Annotated in this window: 29 protein-coding genes; 10 read left to right on the top strand and 19 right to left on the bottom strand. The window is 66.0% G+C overall.

All coding sequences use genetic code 11. The features are described 5' to 3' along the window. Positions 1–13: 13 nt before the first annotated feature. Both M0209_RS15175 and aqpZ read right to left on the bottom strand, forming a co-directional pair. Positions 14–1015 carry a low specificity L-threonine aldolase gene (locus tag M0209_RS15175; RefSeq protein ID WP_258889118.1) on the bottom strand — a complete coding sequence of 334 codons (1002 nt, stop codon included), beginning with the start codon at positions 1013–1015 and terminating at the stop codon, positions 14–16. A gap of 46 nt (positions 1016–1061) precedes the next feature. Further along, complete coding sequence (gene aqpZ / locus M0209_RS15170; RefSeq protein WP_258889117.1) at positions 1062–1772, bottom strand: aquaporin Z; 711 nt, start codon at positions 1770–1772, stop codon at positions 1062–1064. Between the two features lie 727 nt (positions 1773–2499). Between aqpZ and M0209_RS15165 the strand changes: the two genes are divergently transcribed. Continuing rightward, complete coding sequence (locus M0209_RS15165; protein WP_258889116.1) at positions 2500–2808, top strand: glycine zipper 2TM domain-containing protein; 309 nt, start codon at positions 2500–2502, stop codon at positions 2806–2808. A 3-nt stretch (positions 2809–2811) separates the two neighbouring features. Here the strand turns inward: M0209_RS15165 and M0209_RS15160 are convergent, their stop codons facing one another. The 6 genes from M0209_RS15160 to M0209_RS15130 form a co-directional block, all read right to left on the bottom strand. Then, the gene (locus M0209_RS15160; RefSeq protein ID WP_258889115.1) at positions 2812–3216 is read right to left on the bottom strand and encodes a polymer-forming cytoskeletal protein; all 405 of its coding nucleotides are present in this window, start codon (positions 3214–3216) and stop codon (positions 2812–2814) included. Between the two features lie 30 nt (positions 3217–3246). Then, on the bottom strand, positions 3247–5346 hold the full coding sequence (locus tag M0209_RS17390) for an ROK family protein (RefSeq protein ID WP_309547071.1): 2100 nt from the start codon (positions 5344–5346) through the stop codon (positions 3247–3249). A 9-nt stretch (positions 5347–5355) separates the two neighbouring features. Next, complete coding sequence (locus M0209_RS15145; RefSeq protein WP_258889114.1) at positions 5356–5895, bottom strand: DUF2141 domain-containing protein; 540 nt, start codon at positions 5893–5895, stop codon at positions 5356–5358. Next, the gene (locus M0209_RS15140; RefSeq protein ID WP_258889113.1) at positions 5892–6836 is read right to left on the bottom strand and encodes a hypothetical protein; all 945 of its coding nucleotides are present in this window, start codon (positions 6834–6836) and stop codon (positions 5892–5894) included. The genes M0209_RS15145 and M0209_RS15140 overlap by 4 nt, the downstream gene beginning before the upstream one ends. Before the next feature lie 75 nt (positions 6837–6911). Further along, complete coding sequence (locus tag M0209_RS15135) at positions 6912–8015, bottom strand: glycosyltransferase (RefSeq protein WP_258889112.1); 1104 nt, start codon at positions 8013–8015, stop codon at positions 6912–6914. Between the two features lie 8 nt (positions 8016–8023). After that, on the bottom strand, positions 8024–8782 hold the full coding sequence (locus M0209_RS15130) for a polysaccharide deacetylase family protein (RefSeq protein ID WP_258889111.1): 759 nt from the start codon (positions 8780–8782) through the stop codon (positions 8024–8026). 21 nt (positions 8783–8803) lie between these two features. Between M0209_RS15130 and M0209_RS15125 the strand changes: the two genes are divergently transcribed. Both M0209_RS15125 and M0209_RS15120 read left to right on the top strand, forming a co-directional pair. Next, positions 8804–10048 (top strand): molybdopterin-dependent oxidoreductase, encoded by a 1245-nt coding sequence (locus M0209_RS15125; protein ID WP_258889110.1) that lies wholly within the window; start codon positions 8804–8806, stop codon positions 10046–10048. Next, positions 10045–10362 (top strand): cytochrome c, encoded by a 318-nt coding sequence (locus M0209_RS15120; RefSeq protein WP_258889109.1) that lies wholly within the window; start codon positions 10045–10047, stop codon positions 10360–10362. The genes M0209_RS15125 and M0209_RS15120 overlap by 4 nt, the downstream gene beginning before the upstream one ends. Positions 10363–10485: 123 nt before the next feature. Here the strand turns inward: M0209_RS15120 and M0209_RS15115 are convergent, their stop codons facing one another. Genes M0209_RS15115 through M0209_RS15105 form a run of 3 tightly spaced genes read right to left on the bottom strand, consistent with a single transcriptional unit; the run spans position 10486 to position 13939 of the window. Next, the gene (locus M0209_RS15115; protein WP_258889108.1) at positions 10486–10872 is read right to left on the bottom strand and encodes a thioesterase family protein; all 387 of its coding nucleotides are present in this window, start codon (positions 10870–10872) and stop codon (positions 10486–10488) included. Further along, a complete protein-coding gene (locus M0209_RS15110) occupies positions 10869–12917 on the bottom strand; it encodes a S9 family peptidase (RefSeq protein WP_258889107.1) in 2049 nt (682 codons plus the stop codon). The genes M0209_RS15115 and M0209_RS15110 overlap by 4 nt, the downstream gene beginning before the upstream one ends. A 26-nt stretch (positions 12918–12943) precedes the next feature. Then, positions 12944–13939, bottom strand: a complete 996-nt coding sequence (locus M0209_RS15105; protein WP_258889106.1) for a DUF2332 domain-containing protein — start codon at positions 13937–13939, stop codon at positions 12944–12946. 37 nt (positions 13940–13976) lie between these two features. On the opposite strand from M0209_RS15105, the gene M0209_RS15100 reads away from it, so the two are divergent. Genes M0209_RS15100 through nusB form a run of 4 tightly spaced genes read left to right on the top strand, consistent with a single transcriptional unit; the run spans position 13977 to position 17621 of the window. Continuing rightward, on the top strand, positions 13977–15224 hold the full coding sequence (locus M0209_RS15100) for a low temperature requirement protein A (protein ID WP_258889105.1): 1248 nt from the start codon (positions 13977–13979) through the stop codon (positions 15222–15224). A gap of 13 nt (positions 15225–15237) precedes the next feature. Then, entirely contained in the window at positions 15238–15885 is a 648-nt protein-coding gene (hisG, locus tag M0209_RS15095; protein WP_258889104.1) for an ATP phosphoribosyltransferase, read from the top strand. Further along, complete coding sequence (hisD, locus tag M0209_RS15090) at positions 15882–17165, top strand: histidinol dehydrogenase (protein ID WP_258889103.1); 1284 nt, start codon at positions 15882–15884, stop codon at positions 17163–17165. Before hisG ends, hisD begins: the two co-directional genes overlap by 4 nt. A 12-nt stretch (positions 17166–17177) precedes the next feature. Then, a complete protein-coding gene (gene nusB / locus M0209_RS15085) occupies positions 17178–17621 on the top strand; it encodes a transcription antitermination factor NusB (protein ID WP_258889102.1) in 444 nt (147 codons plus the stop codon). Here nusB and galU read toward each other — a convergent pair. Next, a complete protein-coding gene (gene galU / locus M0209_RS15080; protein ID WP_258889101.1) occupies positions 17618–18481 on the bottom strand; it encodes a UTP--glucose-1-phosphate uridylyltransferase GalU in 864 nt (287 codons plus the stop codon). The two genes, nusB and galU, sit on opposite strands and share 4 nt — an antisense overlap. Then, the gene (locus M0209_RS15075; protein WP_258889100.1) at positions 18478–18681 is read right to left on the bottom strand and encodes a hypothetical protein; all 204 of its coding nucleotides are present in this window, start codon (positions 18679–18681) and stop codon (positions 18478–18480) included. The genes galU and M0209_RS15075 overlap by 4 nt, the downstream gene beginning before the upstream one ends. 73 nt (positions 18682–18754) lie before the next feature. Here M0209_RS15075 and M0209_RS15070 point away from each other — a divergent pair, with 73 nt between their 5' ends. After that, positions 18755–19900 (top strand): aminotransferase, encoded by a 1146-nt coding sequence (locus tag M0209_RS15070; RefSeq protein WP_258889099.1) that lies wholly within the window; start codon positions 18755–18757, stop codon positions 19898–19900. Positions 19901–20074: 174 nt separating this feature from the next. Here M0209_RS15070 and mtnA read toward each other — a convergent pair whose 3' ends face one another. From mtnA to M0209_RS15040, 6 genes are read right to left on the bottom strand one after another with little or no spacing between them, the layout of a single operon-like run. Further along, a complete protein-coding gene (gene mtnA, locus M0209_RS15065; protein WP_258889098.1) occupies positions 20075–21109 on the bottom strand; it encodes an S-methyl-5-thioribose-1-phosphate isomerase in 1035 nt (344 codons plus the stop codon). Next, a complete protein-coding gene (gene mtnC, locus M0209_RS15060; protein ID WP_258889097.1) occupies positions 21106–21693 on the bottom strand; it encodes an acireductone synthase in 588 nt (195 codons plus the stop codon). Before mtnC ends, mtnA begins: the two co-directional genes overlap by 4 nt. Before the next feature lie 7 nt (positions 21694–21700). Then, positions 21701–21973: a hypothetical protein gene (locus M0209_RS15055; RefSeq protein ID WP_258889096.1), complete on the bottom strand. Its 273-nt coding sequence runs from the start codon at positions 21971–21973 to the stop codon at positions 21701–21703. After that, positions 21973–22512, bottom strand: coding sequence for an acireductone dioxygenase (locus M0209_RS15050; protein ID WP_258889095.1), 540 nt, complete (start codon positions 22510–22512; stop codon positions 21973–21975). Before M0209_RS15050 ends, M0209_RS15055 begins: the two co-directional genes overlap by 1 nt. After that, entirely contained in the window at positions 22509–23126 is a 618-nt protein-coding gene (locus tag M0209_RS15045; RefSeq protein WP_258889094.1) for a methylthioribulose 1-phosphate dehydratase, read from the bottom strand. The genes M0209_RS15050 and M0209_RS15045 overlap by 4 nt, the downstream gene beginning before the upstream one ends. An 11-nt stretch (positions 23127–23137) precedes the next feature. Further along, positions 23138–23731, bottom strand: a complete 594-nt coding sequence (locus M0209_RS15040) for a DUF4126 domain-containing protein (protein ID WP_258889093.1) — start codon at positions 23729–23731, stop codon at positions 23138–23140. Positions 23732–23789: 58 nt separating this feature from the next. Here M0209_RS15040 and M0209_RS15035 point away from each other — a divergent pair, with 58 nt between their 5' ends. Both M0209_RS15035 and cobT read left to right on the top strand, forming a co-directional pair. Then, positions 23790–24524, top strand: a complete 735-nt coding sequence (locus M0209_RS15035; protein ID WP_258889092.1) for an NUDIX domain-containing protein — start codon at positions 23790–23792, stop codon at positions 24522–24524. Continuing rightward, a complete protein-coding gene (gene cobT, locus M0209_RS15030) occupies positions 24521–26341 on the top strand; it encodes a cobaltochelatase subunit CobT (RefSeq protein ID WP_258889091.1) in 1821 nt (606 codons plus the stop codon). The genes M0209_RS15035 and cobT overlap by 4 nt, the downstream gene beginning before the upstream one ends. Positions 26342–26368: the final 27 nt, after the last annotated feature.

Here is a 26368-nt window from a genome sequence, read left to right as displayed (position 1 = left end):
CAACAGCAAGCCGTCACAGACGGGCGAGGGCCGCCGCCAGGGCTTCGACCTCGGGCGGCGGCTGGTCCCATGACACCACGAAACGGATTTCGCCGTCGGCCCAGTCGTAGAATTCGAAACCCCGCGCGCGAAGTCCCGCCGCTTCGTCCGGGGCAGCGCGCAGGAACACTTCGTTCGCCTCGACCGGATGGAGCAGCCGTGCCCCCGCCGCCGCCGCGAGCGTTGCCGCACCTTCATTCGCTGCGCGCGCATTGGCGAGCCAGCGATCCTCCGCGAGCAGCGCGAGAACCTGTGCCGCGAGATAGCGCCCCTTCGACGCAAGATGCCCCGCGCGCTTGCGGCGGATGCGGATTTCGTCGGCAATGCTGGTGTCGAAGCACACCAGAACCTCCGCCGACATCCCGCCGTTCTTGATGAAGCCGAAGCTCAGCGCCTCGACCCCGGCACGCCAAGTGAGATCGGCGGGCGAGGCACCGCTGTAGACTACCGCATTGGCGAACCGCGCCCCGTCCATGTGGAAGCGCAAGCCCCGTGCCTTGGCCAGATCGCCGATAGCGGCAACATCGGCGGGACCGTAGACGCGCCCGTATTCGGTAGCATTGGTGATCGAGATCGCGGCCGGCTGGACGCGGTGGACATCGATGGCAATCGCGTCGATCCGCTCGGCAATGCTCGTCGGCGACAATTTCGCGCCCGCGCCGTCGGCAAGGATCAGCTTTGCCCCGCCCGTGTAGAATTCGGGAGCACCGGCCTCGTCATTCTCGATATGCGAATCGCGGTGGCAGACGATGCCGCGATAGGGCGGGCATAAGGCGGCAAGTGCCAGCGCATTTGCCGCGGTGCCGCTCGATACCCAGATCGCCGCCACCTCCGTCTCGAACAGATCGGAAAACGCCCCGTCGAGCGACCTACTCAGCGCGTCGCCGTCATAGGCGGTATCGACCCGATTGGCGCGCGTCAGCGCCTCGAGCACAGCGGGATGGACCGAGGCGGCGTTATCCGAAAAGAAGCGCATGGCCCGCCCTTGCGGACCATGGCTCCCGACGTCAATCGGCCCGAGGTCAATCGGTGGCGTCGATCCGCCGACCCGCGACCCAGCGATAGACCACCGCGCCCAGCACGGCACCGGCGATGGGCGCGACCCAGAACAGCCAGAGCTGCTGCAAGGCGATGCCGCCTTCGATCAGCGCGGGGCCGGTCGACCGCGCGGGATTGACCGAGGTATTGGTCACCGGAATCGAGATCAGGTGGATCAAGGTCAGGCACAGGCCGATGGCGAGCGGGGCCAACCCTGCCGGGGCGCGCGCATCGGTCGCGCCCATGATGACGAACAGGAAGACGGCCGTCAGAACGAGTTCAATAACGAACGCTGCCGTCGCATTATAGCCGCCCGGTGAGTGGGTGCCGTAGCCGTTCGAGGCAAGGCCGCTGGCGATGTTCCAGTCGGCCTTGCCGCTGGCCACGACGAACAGCAGCGCCGCCCCCATGACCGCCCCGAACAATTGCGCGAAGACATAGCCGGGTACCGTGCGGCCCTCGACGCGCCCGCCTGCCCACAGGCCGATCGTCACGGCGGGGTTGAGGTGGCAGCCCGAGATATGGCCGATGGCATAGGCCATCGTCACCACCGTCAGGCCGAAGGCAAGGCTGACTCCGAGCAGGCCGATCCCGACCTGCGGGAATGCGGCGGCGATCACGGCACCGCCGCAGCCGCCGAAGACGAGCCAGAATGTGCCGATGGCCTCGGCAATGAGCGGATTGATCGATTTCATGCAAACAGGCCCTCCCCGGCAGTTTCCGTTTCGCGTGCAGAACATGCGGGATGGCGGGCGGATCGGCCAAGTCAACAAATGTGGCGGAGGGCGGGGCGGAGCTGAACTGTCCCAAAACGGTCAATGGGGGCCGGTGTTGCCACCGACCCCCACTGCGCCGGATCTTTTCCGGTGCTCTATCGTCTCGATGAGACCCGTCCGAAGACTTGCCTCCCTCCACGACCGAGCCTCCTTCAAAGGCTCCTGGCGTGCTGCGATCCCTTCGCTTTCCGGCTCCGGCTTGCGCCTTCGCCCTCAAGACAGCGGCATCGCCCGGTTGTCGCGGCATTCAAAGGGTTGCGTGACGATGGCTTTCGCCGTCATTCCGCTGCGCCTCGCGCCTTTCGTCAACCCCTGATCCCGGTCTGGAACGCTTTGCTTTCGACTTGCGTCTCGGCGCCGCGACCGTTACCGGCCCAGGCATCCGGTGTTTCTTGCGGGCTTTGACCCCCGCCGTCCACTCCGGCTGTGAGATGAAAGCTGTCATGCTTTTCTGAGTCGCTCCAGCCCCAAATCGCCTGTTTTGCCTGTGGATAACGAGGATATCGGGGACGAAGTGCGTCATCTGTTTCCGTCGCGCGCCCGAACCGTCCTGCCGCAACCGCACGACTCGTTGTTCGGGGTTCATGCAACCAACGTCATCACCGAGTCGTTCCACCTCCGAATTCAACAACACGGGAAACGACTCATGCGAAATCTTGTTCTGGCGCTGGCCGCCACTGCCATCGTGGCACCGGCCTTTGTGGCCCCCGCCCCCGCCGAAGCGAAGCGCGTCTATAAGGAATGGCGCGGGCGTGACGGGCGGATGTATTGCCGCCGCACCGACGGCACCACCGGCCTGATCGTCGGCGGCATCGGCGGCGCGCTGCTGGGGCGCACCATCGATACGCAGGGCGACCGCACGCTCGGCACCTTGGGCGGTGCGGCAGCGGGTGCATTGCTGGGCCGCGAGATCGACCGCGAAGGGTCGAAGCGTCGCTGCGTCGTGCGTCGCTGACGCTTATTCGGACGCGATCAGTTTGAGCGCCGGTTCGGCGTCGCGGGTCAGGCGCTTCACACGCCCCTCGACCTGCGCGCCGGACGCGACGCTGACCGCGTCGTAGCTCAGATCGCCGTTGATCCGCGCAGTCGCTTCGATAACCAGCGACTTCGCGGCAACGGTGCCATCGACCGTCCCCGAAATCTGCGCCGCGTCCGCGACGATATTGCCGCGCACGTGTCCCTCGGGACCCAGGATCAGGCTCGCCGCCGCGACATCGCCCTCGACCGTTCCATCGATATGGAGGTTGCCCGATCCGCCGATGTTGCCGGTGATGGTGACTTCACGGCCGATGAAACTGAGGTTCCCCCCGCCGCCGCTCCGCGTCACGCCTGCGCCGTTCTCCGTCTTCCCGAACATGGCCATGCCTACCCCTTACCGTAACCGCGACTCGCGTCAGCCTCGTGCCGAACCCTGCCGTTCGAGCAAATCCTGTGCAAGCGCGATCCCGCCCGCGACGCCCGCCCGGTCGCCCAAAGCCGGCGGCACGACGTATCCGCTGCCATCGAGCACGTCGTTCGCGACATAGCCGCCCAGCCAGTGCCGCATCCGCGCAGCGACATCGGCGTGGAAGCTTGGCGATTTGGCGACCCCGCCGCCGATGACGATACGGGTCGGCGAGAGTGTGACGACGAAACTCGCCAGCCCCTGCCCCAGATCGTCGAGCACGCGGGCGCGGTCCGGATCGTCGGCGGCGACATCGCTCAACGTCTTGCCCATCCGCGCCAGCACGGCCGGACCCGCCACCAGCCCCTCAAGGCAATCGCCGTGGAAGGGACAGACACCCCTGAAGGCATCATCGGCGGGACGGGTCAGCCGGATATGGCCCATTTCGGGGTGGACCAGGCCGTGCAGCGGCTTCCCGTCGATAACGATACCGCCGCCGACGCCGGTGCCGACGGTCAGATAAACGCCGACCGATGCACCGGCCAGCGCCCCCCAGCGATATTCGCCGAGTGCCGCGCCATTGACGTCGGTATCGAACGCGACCGGCACGCCGAATGCCTTCGCGAGGCGCGGCGCGACACTGGTATCGGTCCACCCCGGCTTGGTCGTGCGGGTGATATGGCCCCAATCGGGGCGCGCTTCGTCGAGGCCGACCGGGCCGAACGACGCGATACCGATTGCGGTGAAGCTGCCCCGGTGCAGATCGAGAAATGCCTCGACCGCACGCAGGGTTTCGGCAGGAGTCGTCGTCGGCACGACCGTTTCGGCAAGCAGCCGGTCGGGGTGCGACCCGATGGCAATATTGATCTTGGTCCCGCCCAGCTCGACAGCGGCCACGACCGGCGCGGTATCGCGCGCCGCCGCCGGGACCGGCGCAATCGTGCGCGGATGTCCGACGAGCGTCTCGTAGTAAGCGAACAGATCGGTGAAATGTTCGTCGATGGTGCGGACGTGTTGCGCGTGGAACAGCGCGCGCGTCCTGACCGCGTCGCGCGGGGCCGCAACGAAATCGAGAATGGTGTCGGCCAGCGATGCCTTGTCGGCGGATTTATAGACCCAGCCGTCCGACAGCCGCGCATGGTCGGCGCCGCCGCCGAGATCGGGCATGATGAGCGGCAAGCCCGACGCGCGCGCCTCGGCCCCGACGGTGCAGAACACCTCGGCCTCGCAGCCGTGCACCAGCGCGTCGCAGCTTGCCATCAGCCGCGCGAACTCCTGCCGGTCGGTAACGGGGGAGAGCAAATGGATATGCGGGTTGCGCGCTGCCGCCCGCGCGACTTTCGCGCGGTCGCGCCCGTCGCCTGCCAGCACAAAGCCGACCGGCGCGCCCGCGCCTGCCGCAGTCACGGCCTCGATCACCATCGGCCAGCGCTTCTCCGGCCCATGACGCCCCGCGCCCAGCAGCAAGGTCGCCTCGGGCGGCAGGTCGCAGCGTTCGAGCAGCCGCGCGCGGAATGCCTCGTCGCGCAAGCTGGGCGAGAACAGCCCCGGCTCGACCCCCATCGGAATGGGTTTCAGCCGGACGAGTCCCGCGTCGTCCAACGCTTGTCGCTGATGGTCGCCCGCAATCGTGACGGTCGCCTCGAACAGGCTGTTGAGGTGCAGCAAATGCTGCCAGAACATGCTGCCCGCCCGGTCGATCGTCTCGCGCGAAGCGATGCTGCCGAACCAGCGATAGCCATAGGCCGACGGGATGTCCGAATGCATGATGAGCGTGCGGGGTGCCGCGCCCGGCCATTCGCCGACCAGCCGCGCGCTGCGCCACGGCGACGAGGCCTCGACGATGTCGGGCTTCAATTCGTCAAGCGTCGCATAAAGCGCCTCCACATCGCGGAAATAATGGTATTTCCGGTCGAGCGGAAACGCCGGATCCTTGAGATAGATGATACGGGCGTTGGGGCCGCGCTCCTCGACCCGGTTCTCGGGGCCGGGCGCGACACAGACGATCTCGTGCCCCGCAGCGGGGCCCGCGATCATCTTGCGGTCGATATAGGTCTTAACGCCGCCGCCGTGCGGGGTGTAGAAGGCGGCGACATCGACGATCCGCATGGGTCTGGTTCAGTTCGCCTTGAGGCGGCCGAGCGAGAGCCAACCCGTCCGGTAGAGCATGATGACGTTGACCGGCGTAGGTCCGTTACCGACCGTGGCACGTGCAATCGCGATTTTCGGCTTGAACGGCCCCTGGCTGGTCGGATTGCCGCCGAAACCGATACCGTCGCCGGTCGTGCGCGACAGGTTGAACTTGCGGTCCTTGTCGCGGTCATGGAGCACCGTCAGGCCATAAGTCCCCGCAGCGGGCGCGCGGATGCAGATCTGCACCGGACCCGATTGCGGCACATCGACGACGACGCGGCGAAACGTCTTGCCGGCGTTCAGCAGGACATTGTCGTCGGCCAGAAAATCAGTGTCGTTGGCGGGGTAGAGTTCGGCCTTCAGATTTCCGGCGCGATCCTTCAGCCCGACCAAAGTGACGATGAACGACGGCCCGCTTTCGCCCGGGCGGCAGCGCCCCTCGGCCATGCCGAGATTCGGCGACGACGGCACCTGCGCGAACGCGGCAACCGGCAGCAATGCGGACAGGATCAGCAACTTCTTCAACGCTCTTCCTCCTTCGCGGCCTTGCGGGCCGGGATCAGGTCGCCGACCGCAAGCACGGCGGCCGCGACCAGATAAATCACCAGGATCAGGATCGTGACGACCCCGACGACCTGTTCGATGACGCTGTCCTTACCGAGAAACCAGATGACGATATTGGCAAAGATCACCTCGGAATTGACGAACAGCGGCAGGCGCGACGCCATCAGCTTGGCGGTCGCAAGCAACGCCCACATGCCGAACGCAACCTTCGGCTCGAACAGCGCCCATGCCACCGCGATCAGGCCCGTCGTCGCCAGCACGCGCAGCAAATGGACGCCGGCCACCCACCACAGCTCGCCTTTCGACAGGCTGAACAACCGGTTCCCGAACACGACGACGAGGATCGAGACCAGGACGATAAGCCCGATCGATCCGGCGACGGCGGTCCCCGCAACACCCAGATCGAGCGCGCCGAGATACGGCCAGGCGATCGCCATCAGGACGAGCGTGACCGCATTGCCGACCATCGCCGACAGGATCGTCACGTCCTTGACCGCTCCGAACGGCGACGTCGCCATATCGAGCTTGCGCCGCGCCCAGCCATAGAAATAGGCCTCGCCGATCAGGTCGACGAGCAACGCATTGCCGACCTGTTTGCGGCTGAGCGCAATCATCCCCTCGAACGGGATACCCCACAGCCGCCGGTAGATGATGAAATCGGCCACGATGGGTGCCGCCCAATAGGCCAGCAGCGCGATCCACAGCAGCGGATTGGCGGCTTTCTGGGTGACGACATTCAGGTCGATCTTGTGCTGGAAAAACAGCTGCCAGACGATGGCACCAAGCAGCGCGACCGACAGCGCGGGCGTCGCCCAGCGCCACAACGGCGACTGGCGCACTGCCAGCGGCAAGGGGTCGCCCGCGTCGATATCGCTGTCGGTCGGCGGAATGGAAGTCTGCAAAGCCTTGAACGTCTTTCCGTCATACCCTGTGGCCTACGCCGGATAGCAACATTCGATTGCGCGTAAAAGCGGCGATCAGCGCGAGACCCGGTCGAACAGATCGAGCCAGCTGCCGATATTGGCTTCGACCGTGAATTGCTGGGCACGCGCACGCATCGCGCCGGCATCGACCGGATCCTCGACGATCGCCGCCATCGCGGTTGCAAGCGCCGCCGTATCGCGCGGCGGGACCAGCCGACCCACGCCCTCGAGCAGCAACGCCATATTCGGTCCGCAATCGGTCGCAACCACGGGCAGCCCCGCCGCCAGCGCCTCGATCACCACGATGCCCAGCCCCTCATAGTCCGACGACAGCACCAGGGCATCGGCATCTGCAAGCCAGGGGCCGACCGTGTTCTGGTGCCCCGGCATCGCAACCTGTGCGGCGATGCCGAGCGACGCGGCGCGGGATTCGAGCGCGGCGCGAAGCGGCCCTTCGCCGACGATAGTGAGCCGGTCGTCGGGCCGGGCCATCGCCGCAAAGGAGGTCAGCAGCAGGTCGAAATTCTTTTGCGCGGCAAGTCGCCCGACGGCCAGATAATGGCGGCCCGCCCGGTCGCGCGGCGCCGCGCTCCGGGTCCGGGCCAGCCCGTCTATGTCTGCCTGCGTCAACGAGGCATTGTTGATGGCGACGACGCGGCGCGGGTCCGCCCCCATATATTCGATGATTTCGGCGCGCGCGGGCTCGGCCATGCCGACGACCATCGCAAAGACCGGTGCCTGCAGATGCTGCCAGACGCGATTTGCCCATCGCAAGGGTGCCGCCAAGTCGCGGCGGACGAGATCGTTGCTGACGCGGTGAATGATCGGCGGACATTTCCGCCCGAGCGCCAGCCGCAACCCCACCGCGACGATCGAATAGCTGTTGCCCGCACAGACCACGATATCGGGACGCATGGCGCGGACGATGCGCGGGAGATGCCAGATCATCCACAACGATTCGATGGGCGCGGTCGAAACCCGTCCGGTCTGGAGCACGGTATATGGCAGATCGGGTGCGTCGTCGGCCAGCGCGCCCTCGTTCCGCCCGAGCACGATCCGGACATCCACGCCGCGTTCCTGCCACGCCCGGTTGAAGCGGAGCACATCGCGCTCGAGACCGCCGGGCTCGAAGCTGTGGAGGTAGGTGAGAACCCGCAACGTCGACGTCAGGCGAGCAAATCGGCGTAGCGCGAGGGCGCATGAGTGCGGACGAATTTGCCATAGGTCGCGTCGATGCTGTCGAGCAGCGCGGGGACCGTCGTATCGCCGGGGTGCACGGCAATTCGCGCCTGCGGGAGCGCCCAAGGCGCGGCGCGGGCGGCAGCGGCAACCGCGAGCGAACTCAGCACACGGCCCCGCGTGCGGCTCGCCCAGGTAATTACCGGTCGCGAAGCGAGTCGCTTGCCGGTCACCGGCGACCACACGCTCATATGGTCCTCTGCCAGCGCGAATTTCTGGTCGGCGAGCGCCTGTTTCGCGGCGTCCGAATACAGCCAGGCGGGCGCGATGAACCCGGCCACTTCCTGCCCGATGGCATCCTCGACAACCTTGCGCCCCTCGGTCAGGCGGCGGTTGGCCTCTTCACGGGTCAGCTGCGCGAATTCGCCTGCGCCTGCAGTCATATGTTTCTGCATGAACCCGCGCACCTTCGCGTCGTCGCGGTGGCACCAGCCGTGGAGGAACATCTCGACGCCCGCCGCCGCCCAGCCGCGCAGCTTGGCGGCATAGGCCGGGTTGGCGGAAAGGGGGGCGTCGTCCTCGAAATCGGGGACGACCAGCATCGCCAGCTTCGGACCGCCGAGCAGCCCCGACAGCCGGTCGTACAGCGCGTCGACCTGTGGCTCGAAGCGCGGCGAGACGTCATGGATCGAGGCGAACAGGCGGTTCATCACCGGCGCATATAGCGACGATTGCGTCGCTGTCATGTCCGGTGCATCGTGCGCGCCATGGAGTTGGACCGCCGCACGCTGATCGCCGGGGCCGGCCTCGGGCTTGCAGGCGGTGCGCTTGCGGCAGGCAACGGCCTTGTCGACCTGCATTTGCCCGGTGGCCCGAGCGAACGCCCGCTGACGCCGCGCTTCCCGCAAAAGGGCGACATGATCGTCCAGCGGGTCCGCCCGCCGCTGCTCGAGACGCCGTTCGAGGTGTTCGACCAAGGGACGATCACCCCCAACGACCGCCATTTCGTGCGATGGCATTATAGCGACATTCCGACCAGCATCGACGTCGCGAGCTACCGGATCGCGGTGCACGGCGCGGTCAAGGCGCCGCAGTCGCTGTCGCTCGGCGAGTTGCTCAAGGTCGGCGAACACATCGAATTCGCCGCCGTCAACCAGTGCGCGGGCAACGGGCGCGGCCTGTTCGAGCCGCGCGTCGCGGGCGCGCAATGGGCGAACGGCGCGATGTCGAACGCGAAGTGGCGCGGGGTGCGCTTACGCGATGTGCTCGACAAGGCAGGCGTGGGGGCGGACGCGAAGTTCGTCCGTTTCAAGGGCCTCGACAAGCCGCTGGTCGCGGACGCACCGCATTTCATCAAATCGTTGCCGCTCGACAAGGCCCGCGCCGACGACACGATACTGGCGTTCGCGATGAACGGCGAGGCGCTTCCTGTCCTCAACGGCTTCCCGCTGCGGCTGGTCGTGCCGGGTTGGTTCTCGACCTATTGGGTCAAGATGCTGTCCGACATCGAGGTGCTGACGGCGGAGGACGATAATTTCTGGATGGCGAAGGCATACCGGATGCCGACCGTGCCGGTGAAGCCGGGGGACAAGGACTTCCCGACCGTGCCGGTGACAGCAATGGGGCCGAGGAGTTTCGTGACGAGCCATGCGGATGGCGCAGTCGTACGAGCGGGCGAGCAATTGCGCGTAAGCGGGATCGCGTTTGGCGGTGACTGCGGCGTGAAAGAGGTCTCACTTTGGGTCGAGGCTGGGAAGTTCCTCGCTGAAGGACCGATCCCCAGCGACGCGCCAATACCCTATCCTGTTTCGCTGCAAGCAGATGACGGTAAATTCGGGTTTCGAAAGTGGGTCTGCGACACGCCCATCCCAGTCTCGAACGTGCTTGAGGGCATGACGCTGAGGACGCGCTGTACCAATACCGATGGCGTCGCTCAACCGAGCGTCCAAGCGTGGAATCCCAGTGGGTATGCGCGCAACCTCGTCGAACCCATCACCCTGAGGGTCGCATGAAGCGCGCGCTCCCCCTCCTCCTCGCCCTCGGCGGGTGCCAGCAGGCGGACTCGTTCGCTTTTCGGAACACCAGCATCGCCCTGCCCGAGGATACCGTCGCCCTCCCCGCCGGACCGGGCGCGGAGGCGGTTGCGACCAACTGCCTCGCCTGCCACAGCCCTGAGATGATCCTGACGCAACCGCGCCTGACGCGGAAAGTCTGGGAGGCCGAGGTCGAGAAGATGGCGAAGGTCTACAAGGCTCCGATCGATCAGGCGGCGGTACCGCAGATCGTCGATTACCTGGTGGCGGCGAACGAGCGGCTGACCAAGTAATCCTCCCCGGAACGGGGAGGTGGCACGCGAAGCGTGACGGAGGGGGTTGTCCGCCCGATATCAACCACGTGCGGAGAACCCCCTCCACCACTTCGTGGTCCCCCTCCCCGTTCCGGGGAGGAATTACGGAAGGAACCTCTCGGTTACATCCTTCGGCACGCGCAAAATCCGCTGCGTCGCCTTGTCCACGATCGCCCAGGTCGTCTTCGCCCGCACCAGTTCGCGACCGTCCTTCACGAACGCCACATGGCGGTCGAACTTCGCTCCCGTCGGCGGCTCCTCGATCCAGGTCCGCCCCTCGACGCTCTCCCCGACTTTCAGATTGCCGCGATAATCGATCTCGTGGCGCACCACGACCCAGATGTATTTCTCGATATGTTCGGGCAGCGCCTGCGCCGCCCAATGGTCGGTCGCGAGCGTCTGGATCCAGCGCACCCAGACGGCATTGTTGACGTGCCCCAGCTCGTCGATGTCGCCGGGCGCGGCGGTAAAGGGCCGGGCGAAGCTCACGCCCGTTCCATCTGCTCGATGAAGAACGCGAACTCCTCCGCCGTCTCGCGCAAGCTCTCGAATCGCCCCGACTTGCCGCCATGCCCCGCGCCCATGTTGGTCTTGAGCAGCAGCGGCGCGTCGTTCGTACGGGTGGCGCGCAATTTCGCGACCCACTTCGCCGGTTCCCAATAGGTCACACGCGGGTCGGTCAGCCCCGCCGTCACCAGCAGCGGCGGATAGCTGTGTGCGCCGACATTCTGGTACGGGCAATAGCTGCGGATCAGGTCGAACGCCGCCTTGTCGGTAATCGGGTTCCCCCATTCGGGCCATTCGCCCGGGGTCAGCGGCAGGCTCTCGTCGAGCATCGTGTTGAGCACATCGACGAACGGCACATGCGCCGCGACCGCGCCCCACAGGTCGGGGTCGGTATTGATGACGACGCCCATCAGCTCGCCGCCCGCCGACCCGCCCGCCGCGCACAGCTTGCCCGGCGACGAAAAGCCCGCGTCGCACAGCCCGCGCGCCACATCGACGAAATCGGTGAACGCGTTCCAGCGCTTGTCGAGCTTGCCGTCCAACTGCCATTGCTGCCCCAGATCGTCGCCGCCGCGGATATGCGCGATGGCAAAGGCGAAGCCCCGGTCGAGCAGGCTCAATCGTCCGGTCGAGAACCCTGGCGGGATGGCGATGCCATAGGCACCGTAACCGTAGAGATAGAGTGGGCGGCTGCCGTCTTTCGGGAAATCCGCCGGATAGACCACCGATACCGGAATCATCGTCCCGTCGCGCGCGGGCAGGTCGAGGCGTTCCGTGGCATATTTCGCCTTGTCATAGCCGCTCGGGATTTGCTGGACCTTCAAGGTCGTCCGCGCACCCGTCGCCACGTCGTATTCCTCGGTTAGCGACGGCGTGACCATCGATTCGTACGACAGGCGCAAGCTGGTCACATCCCATTCGGGATTTTCGTCGAGCCCCGCCGAATAGCTCGCCTCGGGGAACGGAATGCGCGTGACGCCCGACCCGTCGTACCGGTGGATTTCGACCTGATCCAAACCGTTCTCGCGCCCCTCGACGACGAAGAAACCGGCGAAGGTGCTGACATCGTTGAGGTAGAAATCGGGCTTCGGTGCAAGTCGTTCGGTCCAGTCCCAGGGTGCCGAGAGCGGCGCGGTGACCAGCCGGAACATCGGGTCGATGTCGTTGGTGACGATGAACAGCGTCTGCCCATGCGTCTCGACGTCATATTCGACCCCCGCCTGACGCCCGCGGACGAGCAGCGGATCGGCCAGCGGATTGTCGGCGGGCAGCAGGCGCACTTCGGACGTGGTATTGTCGCCGGTCGCCACCGCGATCCACTGCCGGTCGTGCGTCATCCCTGCGCCGCACTGATAGCCGATATCGGCCTCATGATAGAGCGTCACGTCATCGGCGACCGGGGTGCCGAGGCGGTGCAGCTTGACCGTATCCACCCGCCACTGGTCGTTGACTTGCCCGTAGACCAGCGCGGTCGCATCGGCATTCCACACCAGCGCGCCCATGGTTTCGGGGATGGCATCGGGCAGGTGCTCGCCGCTCACCAGATCGCGGATGTGCACGGTAAAACGCTCCGACCCGTCATCGTCGGTCGCGTACGCCAGCCAGTGCCCGTCCTCGCTGAGTGTCAGCGCACCGAGGCGGAAATAATCCTTGCCCGCCGCCAGCGACGGCTCATCGAGGATCAGTTCGTCGGGGCCGCCGGAAACCGGACGCCGCCACCATTTGCGGTATTGCCCGCCGGTCTCGAACGCGCGCCAGTAATACCAGTCGCCGTCCTTCGACGGGACGCTGGCATCGTCCTCCTTGATGCGGCCCTTCATCTCCTGAAAGATCGTTTCGACGAGTGGCGCGAGCGGTTCGAAATGCGTCTCGAAATGCGCGTTTTCGGCCTTCAGATGATCGAGAATCGCCGCATCGGTCACCTCCGGATAGCCAGGATCGCGCAGCCAGGCGTAGTCGTCGGTCAGTTTGGCACCGTGGACGGTGGTTTCGGTCGGGATTTTCAGTGCGGTGGGGGCAGTGTTCATGTCGCCCTGTGCGGCGACACAGGCATTCACGCAAGCCATTCGAGCCATGCCCCGTGCGGGTGAACCGCTGCGCGGTGTTCGACCTGTCCGCCCGGCCACGCTGTCATGTGGAGCTGGATTGTCTTGCGCTCGGTATCTGCTTCCATGCGGACCCAGGCGAGCGGACGGTCGCGCGTCGCCGCCGCGCCTGCGGCTTCCATCGCCGCCGTAATCCGCGCCTGCCCCCCGGGCGACAGATATTGCCAGACGATGCTGTGCATCAGAACGCGGGCACTGCCCGTCGCTTGCGGTTCGGTCAGCCGCGCCTCGACCCAGTCGGCGGCGTCGCCCTGCACCATATCGACCGGTCGCTCGCGGATCATCCTGATCGCGGCCTCGACACGGGCGATCCTTTCGGGCGCATCGATCCAGACATAGCCCATCAGCCGCTCGGCCGCCGCCGGGTCGGTCACGTCGATCGGGGCAATGTCGACGCCGCGCACCGACGCGATCCGCACATCCGCTTGCGGCGGCGGACTTCCGCGCCATGCCGGCTCGATCAGAACCGGCGAGCGCTCCGGTCCCGCCACGCTGCCACCGAGATCGTACCGATAGCGGTCGATCAGCAGGTTGAGGCCCGCGCTCGAACCGATTTCGAGCAATTCGAACGGCAGGCCGAAGCGGTCGGCCAGCACCAGCAGCGCCGCCATGAACGACGCGGACCGCGCCGGTTCGTTGGTTTGCGGCGGCCCGTCGAGCCAGCCGCAAATCCAGTCGTCGTGCGCGGCGGTTGCGGCGCGGATCGCCTCGACCGTGTCGAACGCGGGGATTGCCCCTTTGCGGAACAGCGCATGATAGGGGGCGACCAGCCGCAGCGGCATCGCATCGGCAATGCGGTTACCCGGCCAGTCGTGCACCCGCCGCCCGGTTGCCGTCGTCCGGTCCAGCCCCGCCGCGAGCGCGCGGCACACCCGCGCCGTGACGGGCGCGCCGCCCTGCTCGCAGAACTCGGCCTGAAACGTCATGGCTTCGTCGAACGTCATCGCTTGCCCTCCCGCAACGCGTCCGTAGAACAAGTCCATGTCTGTCGAAACCCGCCGCACCCTGTTCCGCATCCGCGACGCGGAGAACAGTTCCCGCGTCACCGAAATCGAACTCTTTTTCGACCTCGTCTTCGTCTTTGCGATCACGCAATTGTCGCACGGACTGGTCGATCATCTCAACATGCGCGGCGCGCTCGAAACTTTGGTGCTGTTCCTCGCGGTCTGGTGGTTGTGGATCTATACCAGCTGGGCGACCAATTGGCTCGATCCCGAACGCACGGCGGTGCGCGGGTTGCTGATGGCGATGATGCTCGGCGGGCTGGTGCTGGCCTCGGCCCTCCCCAAGGCGTTCGGGGCAAGCGGCCTCGTCTTCGCGCTCGCTTATGTGACGATGCAGCTTGCCCGTACGCTGTGGATCGCGTGGCTGTCGCGCGGGCATAACCGGGCCCGCGTCCGTAACTTCCTCAGGATAGCCTTTTACTTCCTGTTGGCGGCGCCGCTGTGGATCGCGGGCGCGCTGGCGGAGGCGAACATAAGGCTGCTGTTCTGGGCCGGCGCGCTGGCAATCGAATATGCCGGGCCGTGGCTGTTCTTTCGTACCCCGCTGCTCGGGCGGTCGGGAATCGACGACTGGGACATTTCAGGCAGCCATATGGCCGAGCGCTGTGCGCTGTTCATCATTATCGCGCTCGGCGAGGCGATCCTCGTGACGGGCGCGACCTTTGCCGACCTGACGCCGGACGCACCCACAGTCACGGCCTTTCTCGTCAGCTTTGTCGGCAGCGCGGCAATGTGGTGGATCTATTTCGACACCGGCGCGAAACGCGGCGGCGAAGCGATCGAACATGAGGCAGAGGCAGGGCGGCTCGCGCGCAATGCCTACACCTATCTACACATGCCCATCGTCGCAGGGATCGTCGTGACCGCGGTTGCCGACGAAATGATGCTGGCGCACCCGGTCGGCCATCATGCCGAGATTGCCTTCATCCTCGTCGCCTGCGGCGGCCCGTTGCTGTTCCTGTTCGGCAACCAGGCCTTCAAATATGTGACTGCCGACCGGCCGATTCCGCCATTGTCGCACTTCATCGGCCAGGCATTGCTGATCGGCAGCGGGATCAGCGCGTGGCAGGGTCACTGGACACCGCTGACGACAGGTGTTGCCGCCATGGCGGCGCTGATTGCCACCGCAGCATGGGAGTGGTTCTCGCTGAACGGCGGTTGGCAACGCTGGGCACCATGGCTCGACCGCCGCACCAAGATTGCCCTTGAGGACAGCGAACGCTAGGCGCGGGCGCGCCATGACTGCCATGCTGACAATCGCCGTGCCCAAGGGGCGCATCCTTGCCGAAGTGCTGCCGCTGATGGCGGCTGCCGGACTGGTGCCCGAGGCGGGTTTCGGCGACGAGGACGACCGGCGGCTGCGCTTTGCCACCAACCGCCCCGATGTGGACCTGATCCGCGTGCGCGCCTTCGACGTGGCGACCTTCGTCGCGCACGGGGCGGCGCAGATCGGCGTGGTGGGGTCCGATGTGATCGACGAGTTCGACTATGCCGAACTTTATGCGCCGGTCGATCTCGGCATCGGGCGCTGCCGCATTTCTGTCGCGGAACCGGCCGGAATGGCCGCAACCGACGATCCGCGCCGCTGGAGCCATGTCCGTGTCGCGACCAAATACCCCAATCTGACCCGCAAGCATTTTGCGCGGCGCGGGGTGCAGGCGGAGATCGTCAAATTGAACGGCGCAATGGAACTCGCGCCGACGCTGGGCCTGTCGAGCCGGATTGTCGATCTGGTGTCGTCGGGGCGGACCTTGAAGGACAACGGTCTCGTAGAGGTCGAGGTGATCGCCGAAGTTTCCGCCCGCGTCATCGTCAATCGTGCCGCGATGAAGACGCGCGACGATGTCGCCCCGCTGGTCGAGGCGTTCCGGCAGGCGGTTTCGTGATTCGGCTCGACACGAGCGATCCGGGGTTCGAGGCGGCGTTTGCGGCGCTGGTCGATTCGCGGCGTGACGTCGATGAAGATGTCGCCGCCGATGTCGCCGCGATTCTCAAGCGCGTGCGCGCCGAGGGCGATGCGGCGGTGCGCGAACTAACAAACAAGTTCGACGGCTTCGACCTCGATACCGAAGGCTGGTCGATTTCGCGCGACGAGTGTGCCGCCGCTTATGAGGCCCTCACCCCTGAGCTTCGCGACGCGCTCGATCTCGCGGCGGACCGCATCCGCGCCTATCACGAACGGCAACGCCCCGCCGACAGCGACTGGACCGACGCCACCGGCACCCGCATGGGCGCGCGCTGGGGCGCGGTCGAGGCGGCGGGACTCTATGTCCCCGGCGGGCGGGCGGCCTATCCGTCGTCGGTCCTGATGAACGCGATCCCCGCAAAGGTGGCGGGCGTCGAGCGGCTGGCGATGGTCACGCCGACCCCGAACGGCGCGCTCAATCAGGCAGTGCTTGCCGCCGCGCATATCGCAGGCGTGGACGAAATCTGGCGGATCGGCGGCGCGCAGGCGGTCGGAGCGCTCGCTTATGGCACCGCGCTGATCGCCCCGGTCGATGTCATCGTGGGGCCGGGCAATGCCTGGGTCGCCGAGGCAAAGCGCCAGCTTTACGGGCGTGTCGGGATCGACATGGTCGCCGGGCCGTCCGAAATTCTGGTGGTCGCCGATGCCGACAACGATCCCGCCTGGATCGCCGCCGACTTGCTCAGCCAGGCCGAACACGATCCGACCAGCCAGTCGATCCTGATAACCGATAGCGCGGCGTTCGCCGACACGGTGTTTGTCGCTGTCGAGGCGCTGCTCCCGACGCTCTCGACCGAATCATCGGCACGCACGAGTTGGGACCGGCACGGCGCGGTCATCCTGTTGGGCAGCCTGAACGACGCGCCGCCGCTGATCGACCGGCTTGCGCCCGAACATCTCGAACTGGCGGTCGCCGACCCGCAAGCCCTGTTCGCCCGCGTCCGCCATGCCGGTTCGGTCTTCCTCGGTCGCCATACGCCCGAAGCCATCGGCGATTATCTAGGCGGCCCAAACCATGTCCTGCCGACCGGACGGCGCGCGCGGTTTGCCAGCGGCCTGTCGGTGACCGATTTCATGAAACGGACAAGCTTTCTGGCGCTCGACGGGCAAGCCATGGCGCGCCTTGGCCCCGCTGCCGCGACGCTCGCCGATGCCGAGGGCTTGCCCGCGCACGCCGCATCGGTCAGGGCGCGGCTTTAGTCAGGACTTGGTATGAGCCGCTCGAAAACCCGTTCCGCTGCGCGGCTTGCCGCCGTCCAGGCGCTTTACCAGCGCGCGATGGAAGCGACGCCGACCGCGCAATTGCTCCATGAGTTCCACCAGCACCGGCTCGGCGCGACCATCGAGGATGCCGAATATAACGAGGCCGAGGTTGAATTTTTCGACGACCTCGTCACCGGCAGCATCGCCCGCGAAGCCGAACTCGACGCCGCAATTGCCGCGCGCCTGTCGAGCGGCTGGAGCCTCGAGCGCCTCGACAGGCCGATGCATGCCTTGCTCCGTGCTGCCACCTATGAATTGCTCGCCCGTGCCGATGTGCCGGTGAAAACGGTCATCAACGAATATGTCGATGTCGCCGATGCCTTTTACGACAAGCGCGAAAAGGGCTTCGTCAATGGGCTGCTCGACGCGGTCGCAAAGGATGTTCGGGGCTAGAGCTCGGCAATAAACGCCCGCACGGTCGCGCCGATATCCTCGCGGTCGAGCGCGAGCGCGATGTTCGCCGTGATGAACCCCGCCTTGTCGCCGCAGTCGAAGCGCCGCCCGCCGAATTTATAGGCATGAAACGGCTGGGTGCCGATCATCTGCGCCATCGCGTCGGTCAGCTGGATCTCGTTGCCCGCGCCGCGCGCCTGCCCTTCGAGCACGCGCATGACTTCGGGTTGCAGGATATAACGCCCCGGAATCATCAGGTTCGACGGCGCGGTACCGCGCGGGGGCTTTTCGACGAGCCCCGTCACCTCGACCAGCGGCCCATCGACCTTGCCCGGTGTGATGATGCCGTATTTGTCGGTCTGGTCGGCGGGCACTTCATAGCCGCAGACGATGTTGCCGCCGACACGCGCGTACGCCTCGACCATCTGCTTCATGCAGCCGGGTGAATCGACCATCAATTCGTCGGGCAGGAAGATCGCGAACGGCTCGTCGCCGACGATGTGCCGCGCGCACCAGATTGCGTGGCCGAGACCGATGGCCTCCTGTTGCCGGACATAGACGACATCGCCGGGCGCGAAGCGGGTCGATTCGATCGCATCCAGCGATTTGCCCCGATCCGACATCGTCGTTTCGAGCTCGTAGCTGATGTCGAAATGGTCCTCGATGGCGGACTTGCCGCGCCCGGTGACGAAGATCATCTGCTCGATCCCCGCCTCGCGCGCCTCGTCGACCGCGTACTGGATCAGCGGCTTGTCGACGACGGGCAGCATTTCCTTTGGCATCGCTTTGGTCGCGGGCAGGAAACGGGTACCGAGGCCGCCGACGGGGAACACGGCTTTGCGGATGGGCTTTTGCGTCATTCGGGGTCGGGCTTCTTCTTGCGGCTGCGGTTGGCGTAGAGGAGTGCGGCGAGCAGCGCGGCGGAACCGATACCGGTCGCTGCCGCCGTCACCACGGCCGGGGACATGCCGCGCTTGGGCAATTTAGGTTTGTCGGCCAGCTTGTCGCTGACATCGGCGACTTGGGCGGCGGGGGGGGTGTTGTCGGTCGGTTCGGTCATCTCGCGTCCCTTTTACTGCCCCGCACATAATTTTCCGTTGCCCCAGTGCGCGCCGCATCGCAAGCCAAACGCCATGAACCCGCTTTACGCCGCATTGCCGCCGACGATTTTCGCCACCATGTCGGCGCGTGCCCGGGCAACGGGGGCGATTAATCTCGGACAGGGCTTTCCCGATGACGGCGCGCCGCAGGATGTGATCGATGCAGCAGCAGCGGCCCTCACCGGCGGCAGGAACCAATATCCGCCGATGTGGGGCATCCCCGAACTGCGGAGTGCCATTGCCGCGCATTACGCCGCGCATCAGGCGCTCGACTTGACAGCCGACGAGGTGATCGTGACTTCGGGTGCGACCGAAGCGCTGGCGGCAGCAGTGCTCGCTGTGGTGTCGCCCGGCGACGAGGTCGTCATGTTCCAGCCGCTTTACGACGCCTACAAACCGCTGGTCGAGCGCGCGGGCGGGGTGGCGCGGCTGGTGCGGCTGGAACCGCCGCACTGGACGATCACTGCTGAAGCGCTCGAAGCTGCGGGCAGCGCGCGGACGCGGGCGATCATCGTCAATTCCCCGCTCAACCCGTCGGGCGCGATGCTGTCGGCAGACGAGCGCAAATTGTTGGCCGATTTCTGCATCGCGCATGATGCCATCGCGATCTGCGACGAGGTTTGGGAGCATCTGACCTTCGACGGCGCGACCCATGTGCCGCTGATGACCGAGCCGGGGATGCGCGAGCGCACGATCAAGATCGGCTCGGCGGGCAAGATTTTTGCCCTGACAGGGTGGAAAGTCGGCTGGATGTGCGCGGCCCCGCCGATTGCCGATGTGCTGGCAAAGGCGCACCAGTTCCTGACCTTCACGACGCCGCCGAACCTGCAGACGGGCGTCGCCTATGGCCTCGCCAAGGACCGCAGCTATTTCGACGATATGCGCGCGCGGAACCAGCGGTCGCGCGACCGGCTGATCGCCGGGCTCACGGGGCACGGTTACGCGGTGCTGCCGTGCCCGGCGACGTGGTTCGTGACGGTCGATCTGGCCGCGTCGGGCATTGCGATGACGGACACTGAGTGGTGCGAATGGGCTATCGACGCCGTGGGTGTCGCGGGCATCCCAGTGTCGGCCTTTTACGACGAGAACCCGGTGACCAATGTCATCCGCCTCTGCCACGCCAAGACCGACGCGACGCTCGACGCGGCGCTGGCTAGATTGGGCGGGCGGCCCAAATAGGAAAATGGGGACTGTCCCCCTGCGGACTGATTTGGGCGAGGGCCACTGCGCGGGGGACTGTCCCCAATTTCCGGTCGGTGTCGCTTGAGGATCGGAAATTAGGGACAGTCCCCCAAAGCAGTCGGTGCCATCGCAACTATCCGCAGGGGGACAGTCCCTATTTTCCTGCGTTGCTCACGTCAGCGAGGTCAGCACGCCCCGCTCGGTGACGTATCCCGTCACCAGCCGCGCGGGCGTCACGTCGAAGGCGGGATTGGCGGCGGGCGAAGGGGTGACGCGGATGCGGCCGCCTTCGCCCTCGACCCATGCGACCTCGTCGCCGTGGCGCTGTTCGATGGGAATGAGGTCGCCCGACGGCGTGTCTGCGTCGAACGTGGTATAGGGCAACGCCACATAGAACGGCACGCCATTGTCGTGAGCGGCGAGCGCCTTCAGATAGGTGCCGATCTTGTTGCAGACATCGCCGTTCGCGGTGACGCGGTCGGTGCCGACGATGACCGCATCGACCTGTCCGCGCTGCATCAAATGCCCGCCGGCATTGTCGGCGATGACAGTGTGGGCGATGCCGTGCTGACCCAGCTCGAAGGCGGTCAGCAGCGCGCCTTGGTTGCGCGGGCGGGTCTCGTCGACCCAGATATGCAGCGGCAAACCCGCGTCATGCGCCATGTACATCGGCGCGGTCGCGGTGCCGTAGTCTGCCGTCGCCAGCCAGCCCGCGTTGCAGTGCGTCAGGATATTGAGCGGGCGGTCGGGGTGTTGCGCGTGCAGGTTGCGGAACAGCCCCAGCCCATGTTCGCCGATGGCGCGCGACAGGCCGACATCCTCCTCGACGATGGCATCGGCGCGCGCGAAGGCGGCTTCGGCGCGGGCGGTGGGCGGTAGAGAGCGGACAGCGCTGGCAATCTCGTCGAGCGCCCAACGCAAATTGACCGCCGTCGGGCGCGCCGCGTTCAACATCGCATGCGTTGCATCGAGATTGGCGTCCGAAGGGTCGGCGGCAAGGCCAAGCGCCAGCCCATAGGCACCGACATGGCCGATCAGCGGCGCGCCGCGCGTCCACATTTCGCGGATGGCGCGAAAGGCATCGTCAGGCGTCCGCAACTCGACCCACCGGACTTCCCACGGCAGTTTGCGTTGATCCAGAATCCGCGCGCCGCGCCCGTCGGCGGTCCGCATGATCGAGCGCGTGTGGGTGCCGTTGAGCTTCACAGCACGATATCCGCAAAGCTGGCGATATCGCCCGCGCCGCCCTCACGGTCGATCAGCATCGCGCGCATCCCCGCTGCCTTGGCCGCATCGTTTTCGGCGGCGATATCGGACAGGAACAGCATATCGGCGGGAGAGACGCCCAACGCATCCGCAATCATCAGATACGACAGCGCCTCGCGTTTCGGCCCCGTCGTCGTGTCGAACCAGCCCGAGAACAGCGGCGACAAATCGCCTTGGTCGCTGTGCCCGAAAATCAGCTTCTGCGCCGCGACCGACCCGCTCGAAAACACCGCCAGCTTGATGCCGTCGCCGTGCCAGCGCCGCAGCGCCTCCGCCGCATCGGGATAGACATGGCCGGTCAGTTCGCCCGCCGCATAGCCCGCCGCCCAGATGCGTCCCTGAACGTCCTTGAGCTCGGTGACCTTCGCATCGGCATCCATCCACGCGAGCAACTGCGCCAGATCGCCGCCATGCTCAGCCACCCAGGCGGGCAGGCGCGCCCGGGCGTAGGGGAACAGCGTGTCGTGCACGAACGACAGCGACGAAGTCGTTCCCTCGATGTCGGTCAGGATGGCTTTAGTCACAGGTGCATCAACGATTTGCTCGGTAGTGTGCGATCGCGCCGACGACAAACGAAACGTAAAACACAACTTCAACGATGAAGTATGCAATTATTGGTATCGGAAGTTGAGAAATCTGTGGAAGCCGAGCAATATTGTTCGAAATGACAGCCGCCGATAACTCGTGGTGAAAGTTGACGATATAGCCCTTAAGACCAAAGAGCGTCGCAAGAGACAGCATAAAAACAGCAAATGCGCCCTTGGAAACCGGCGTGACTTTCGCAGGAGGCGGCCGGAAGCGCATCAAGCAGCTCCATGCCTCGGAAACCGCTCGGCAATGTCGCTGCCGGTAAATTGCGCCACCCAGCCGTCGGGATTCAGAAACATCCGGATTGCGGTGAAATTCGGCGCGGCCCCCATGTCGAACCAGTGCGTCATGCCGGCGGGCACCGACATCAAATCGCCTTCGCAGCACAGTATGTTCCACACCCGGTCGGCGGCGTGGAGCGTGAACAGTCCCTCGCCGCGCACGAAAAAGCGCACTTCGTCCTCGGCATGGGTGTGCTCGGACAGGAATTTGGTCCGCATCGCGGCGCGGTTGGGATGGTCGGGAACCACGCTGACGACGTCGATGCTTTGGTAGCCGCCCATCGCCTTCAGCCGTTCGACTTCAGGCGCATAGGCCGCGAGAATGGTGTCGCCATCGGCGTCCGCAGGAAGCCCGCGCGTCGGCCAGCGTTCGAAGGTCACGCCGATCCCGGCGAGCCACAGCGCAATTTCCTCGCCGTCGCCGGTTTCGGACAGCTTGGCACCATCCTCGGCAAAGATTTCGAGATTGCTCATCCCCTGAACCTCATTTCGGCGAGTTCGGCGGCGATCATCCACTCGATCCCTTCGATCACGCGCTCCGCCGCCGCCATGTCGCGGCCCCAGCCGTAGAGGCCGTGTCCCCGGATCAGATAGGCCGGGATGCTCTCCGGTGCCAGCAGCGCGGGTGCGACGGCAGCGATAATATCGGCCATGTCCTGGCTATTATAGACGATGGGCAGCGCGACAGAAGTGTCGTGCGTCGCGATTCCCGGCAGCACTTTCAGCATCTCGTGCCCCGCCAGCGTATAGGCGTCGGCCTCGGCCAACGCGCGGCTGAGGCCGACCGCTTCGGGCGAATGGCTGTGCAGCACCGCGCCGCACTCGGGAAACCGCGCGTAGAGATCGAGGTGCAATTCGGTCTCCGCCGAGGGCTTCTTGCCGTCGAGCGATGTGCCGCGCGCATCGACGCGCATCACGTCCTCGGGAGTCAGTCGCCCCTTGTGCTTGCCCGACACGGTGAGCGCAAAGCTGCCGTCGCCCAGCCGCATCGAATAATTGCCTGCCGTGGCCGGTGCCCAACCCTTGCTGTCGAGCCAGCGTCCCACCGCTACGATCGACGCCTGCGCTTTTGCAAAATCGACTGCCATGCGTTGCGCCTCTAGCTCTGCGGCGCGGTCCCGACCAGTCGCTTCAACAGCCCGCGCACCTTGACCAGCGCGAACAGCGATCCGCCCGCGACCGCGACCGCCACAAAAATCGCGGCGACCGGATTGGCGAGCGTCAGCGCGAGCAACCCCGTGGTTGCAACATCCTCGCCCGTCGAGACGACGATGTTGCTGACCGGTTCGGGGCTGGCATTGACCACCGCGCGCGTCCCCGCTTTTGCCGCATGGGTCGCCAGCGCCGCGCTGCCGCCGAGCAAGAGCGCCACCGCCTGCCACTTGGGATCGCTCGGGTCGATGATCGCCAGCGCCAGCAACGCCCCGCCAACCGGGCGCACGGCGGTGTGCACCGCGTCCCACATCGTGTCGAACCACATCACCTTGTCGGCGAGGAATTCGGCGACCAGGCCGATGCCCGCCGCGCCGATGACCCAGGGGTTTGCCAGCACATCCAGACCGTGGAGGTGCACCGGCAATTCCAGCCAGTGGAACCGCATCGCGAGGCCGACCGCGAACACGCACAGATACATGCGCCACCCGGCCAGCAAGCTGACGCTCGATGCCACCCCCAGCAGTTCGACCAGTCCCATGCCGCCAAAGGTTGCACGCGGGCTTGCGCCGCGCAACCGTCCCGCTAGGCGAACAATTGTGACCGCCCCGATCCCCGCAGCTACCCTTGTCCTGTTCCGTGACGGCCCTGATGGGCCCGAGCACCTGTTCGTCGAGCGCGCGGCGACAATGGTGTTTGCGGGCGGAGCCGTCGTCTTTCCGGGCGGGCGGGTCGATCCGGGCGATCATGAACTGGCAGCACGCTTTCCGCATCTCGATCCCGACGATGCCGCCGCGCGCATCGCTGCGGTACGCGAAACCATCGAGGAAACCGGGATTGCCGTCGGCCTGGAAACAGATGTCGACGTGTTGCGCGACGCCCTTGCCGAGGGAATCACGATGAGTAGGTTGCTCGATACGCACGGCCTGACCGTCGATCCCAATGCCCTCGTCCCGTTCGCGCGCTGGTGCCCCAATTTCAAGGAAACGCGCACCTTCGACACCCGCTTCTACCTTGCGCGGGTAGAAACGGGGCATGCCGAGGCCCGGGTGGACGCGACCGAGAACGTCCACCTGTTCTGGGCGACCGCCGCCGACGTATTGCGCCGCGCCGATGCGGGCGAGGTCAAGATCATCTTTCCGACGCGCCGCAATCTCGAACGGCTGGCGACGCTCGCCAGCTTCGAAGCGGCGCAGGCGCATGCCGCCGCCCATCCTGTCGAAACAATTACCCCCTGGATGGAGGATCGCGACGGGGCGCGGTACCTGTGCATCCCCGGGGGACTGGGGTATCCGGTGACGTCCGAAAACCTAGATCAAGCGATGCGCGGATGACCGAACAAACCCCTCTCGAAGCGTTTCGCGCGGTCCTCACCGGCACCGCGCGCGCCATCGCGCACGAGCCCGAGGTCGAGCTCGCCTATACTGCCGACGCGCCGGTAGCCGCGGGTAAGAATCTGAAAGTCCCGATGCCGGGCCGCAATCTGCCCGCCGAGCAAGTCGCCGAAGCGCGCGGTTTTGCCGATTCGATGGCGCTGAAGCTGCGCCACCATGACACCGGCATCCACGCGCGCGGTGCCCCGCCCGAACCGGCGGCGCGAGCGTGCTATGACGCGGTCGAGACGGTTCGCTACGAGACATTGGGGTCGAAGGGGTGGGAGGGCGTTTGCGCCAACCTCGACGCCGCGCTGGGCGCGCGGATGCGGAGCGATCCGATTGCGCGCGCGACGGCCGAAGACGAAGTGCCGGTTCAGGGCGCGCTGGCGCTGTTGCTGCGCGAACGGCTGACCGGCCAGCCCGTGCCGCAAGTCGCCGAGAACGGCGTTGCGATGCTGCGTGACTGGATCGAGGACAAGGGTGCCGCCGATTTCGAGGCGCTGGCCCTGTCGCTCGACGATCAGGCCGCATTCCAGAAGATCAGCCTGCAACTGCTCGAACATCTCGAACTCACCGGCACGCCCGACGAATTCGACCCGACCGACGAGAATGAGGATGACGGCGACGACGACGCCACGGGCGACGATGCCGCCACCGACGAGGACGACGGCGGCGAAGGCCAGGTGGACCAGCGCGGCGAACAGCAGTCCGGAGAGGATAGCGAGGGGGAAGGCGAAGCCGAGGGCGAGGAACTGTCCGACGAGGACAGCCAGGAAGGCGGCGAGGGCGAACAGGAAGGGATGCTGCCCGTCCGCCCCAACCGTCCGCCTGCCGAGCTGACGCCGGGGTTCGACTACAAGGCGTGGACGACCGAGTTCGACGAAGTGATCGCCGCCGACGAACTCTGCGACCCCGATGAACTCGTCCGCCTGCGCGCCTATCTCGACCAGCAGTTGCTGACGCTTCAGGGCGCGGTGACCAAGCTCGCCAACCGCCTCCAGCGCCGGTTGATGGCACAGCAGTCGCGGTCGTGGGATTTCGACCAGGAAGAAGGGATGCTCGACGCCGCGCGGCTCGCCCGTGTCGTTGTCTCGCCCGGGCAATCGCTGAGCTACAAGGTCGAGCGCGAGACCGAGTTCAAGGACACCGTCGTCACCCTGCTGATCGACAATTCGGGGTCGATGCGCGGGCGGCCGATCAGCATCGCCGCGATCAGCGCCGACATCATGGCGCGCACGCTCGAACGGTGCGGCGTCAAGACCGAGATTCTGGGCTTCACGACGCGCGCGTGGAAGGGCGGGCAGGCGCGCGAGAACTGGCTGGCGGCGGGTCGTCCCGCGCTCCCCGGTCGCCTCAACGACCTGCGCCATATCGTCTATAAATCGGCAGACGCGCCGTGGCGGCGGGCGCGGACTTCGCTCGGGCTGATGATGCGCGAGGGGCTGCTCAAGGAGAATATCGACGGCGAGGCGCTGCTCTGGGCGCACGCGCGGCTCATCGCGCGGCCCGAGGACCGCAAGATCCTGATGGTCATCAGCGACGGCGCGCCGGTCGATGATTCGACGCTCAGCGTGAACAGCGGCTCATATCTTGAAAAGCACCTGCGCCAGGTGATCGGCTGGATCGAGGGCAAGTCGCCGGTCCAGCTCGTCGCCATCGGCATCGGCCATGATGTAACCCGCTACTACCAGCGCGCCGTAACGATCATGGACGCGGACCAGCTCGGCGGGACGATGGTCGAGCAGCTGGCGGGACTGTTCGACATCGAGAAATGATACGAAAAGACATAGCATCTGCCTTTT

This window comes from Sphingomonas sp. SUN039 (assembly GCF_024758725.1).
In the GTDB taxonomy this organism is placed as follows: Bacteria; Pseudomonadota; Alphaproteobacteria; order Sphingomonadales; family Sphingomonadaceae; genus Sphingomonas_O.
This window is presented reverse-complemented; position numbering and strand designations above follow the sequence as displayed.

Coding starts and splice junctions, on each gene's coding strand:
- M0209_RS15045 (WP_258889094.1), bottom strand. CDS start 23,126: ATGGCAGTCGATTTTGCAAAAGCGCAGGCGTCGATCGTAGCGGTGGGA.
- M0209_RS15100 (WP_258889105.1), top strand. CDS start 13,977: ATGTCTGTCGAAACCCGCCGCACCCTGTTCCGCATCCGCGACGCGGAG.
- M0209_RS15120 (WP_258889109.1), top strand. CDS start 10,045: ATGAAGCGCGCGCTCCCCCTCCTCCTCGCCCTCGGCGGGTGCCAGCAG.
- M0209_RS15070 (WP_258889099.1), top strand. CDS start 18,755: ATGAACCCGCTTTACGCCGCATTGCCGCCGACGATTTTCGCCACCATG.
- hisG (WP_258889104.1), top strand. CDS start 15,238: ATGACTGCCATGCTGACAATCGCCGTGCCCAAGGGGCGCATCCTTGCC.
- nusB (WP_258889102.1), top strand. CDS start 17,178: ATGAGCCGCTCGAAAACCCGTTCCGCTGCGCGGCTTGCCGCCGTCCAG.
- M0209_RS15050 (WP_258889095.1), bottom strand. CDS start 22,512: ATGAGCAATCTCGAAATCTTTGCCGAGGATGGTGCCAAGCTGTCCGAA.
- galU (WP_258889101.1), bottom strand. CDS start 18,481: ATGACGCAAAAGCCCATCCGCAAAGCCGTGTTCCCCGTCGGCGGCCTC.
- M0209_RS15075 (WP_258889100.1), bottom strand. CDS start 18,681: ATGACCGAACCGACCGACAACACCCCCCCCGCCGCCCAAGTCGCCGAT.
- M0209_RS15160 (WP_258889115.1), bottom strand. CDS start 3,216: ATGGCCATGTTCGGGAAGACGGAGAACGGCGCAGGCGTGACGCGGAGC.
- M0209_RS15130 (WP_258889111.1), bottom strand. CDS start 8,782: ATGACAGCGACGCAATCGTCGCTATATGCGCCGGTGATGAACCGCCTG.
- aqpZ (WP_258889117.1), bottom strand. CDS start 1,772: ATGAAATCGATCAATCCGCTCATTGCCGAGGCCATCGGCACATTCTGG.
- M0209_RS15040 (WP_258889093.1), bottom strand. CDS start 23,731: ATGGGACTGGTCGAACTGCTGGGGGTGGCATCGAGCGTCAGCTTGCTG.
- M0209_RS15055 (WP_258889096.1), bottom strand. CDS start 21,973: ATGCGCTTCCGGCCGCCTCCTGCGAAAGTCACGCCGGTTTCCAAGGGC.
- M0209_RS15125 (WP_258889110.1), top strand. CDS start 8,804: ATGGAGTTGGACCGCCGCACGCTGATCGCCGGGGCCGGCCTCGGGCTT.
- M0209_RS17390 (WP_309547071.1), bottom strand. CDS start 5,346: ATGCGGATCGTCGATGTCGCCGCCTTCTACACCCCGCACGGCGGCGGC.
- M0209_RS15105 (WP_258889106.1), bottom strand. CDS start 13,939: ATGACGTTCGACGAAGCCATGACGTTTCAGGCCGAGTTCTGCGAGCAG.
- M0209_RS15110 (WP_258889107.1), bottom strand. CDS start 12,917: ATGAACACTGCCCCCACCGCACTGAAAATCCCGACCGAAACCACCGTC.
- M0209_RS15165 (WP_258889116.1), top strand. CDS start 2,500: ATGCGAAATCTTGTTCTGGCGCTGGCCGCCACTGCCATCGTGGCACCG.
- cobT (WP_258889091.1), top strand. CDS start 24,521: ATGACCGAACAAACCCCTCTCGAAGCGTTTCGCGCGGTCCTCACCGGC.
- M0209_RS15175 (WP_258889118.1), bottom strand. CDS start 1,015: ATGCGCTTCTTTTCGGATAACGCCGCCTCGGTCCATCCCGCTGTGCTC.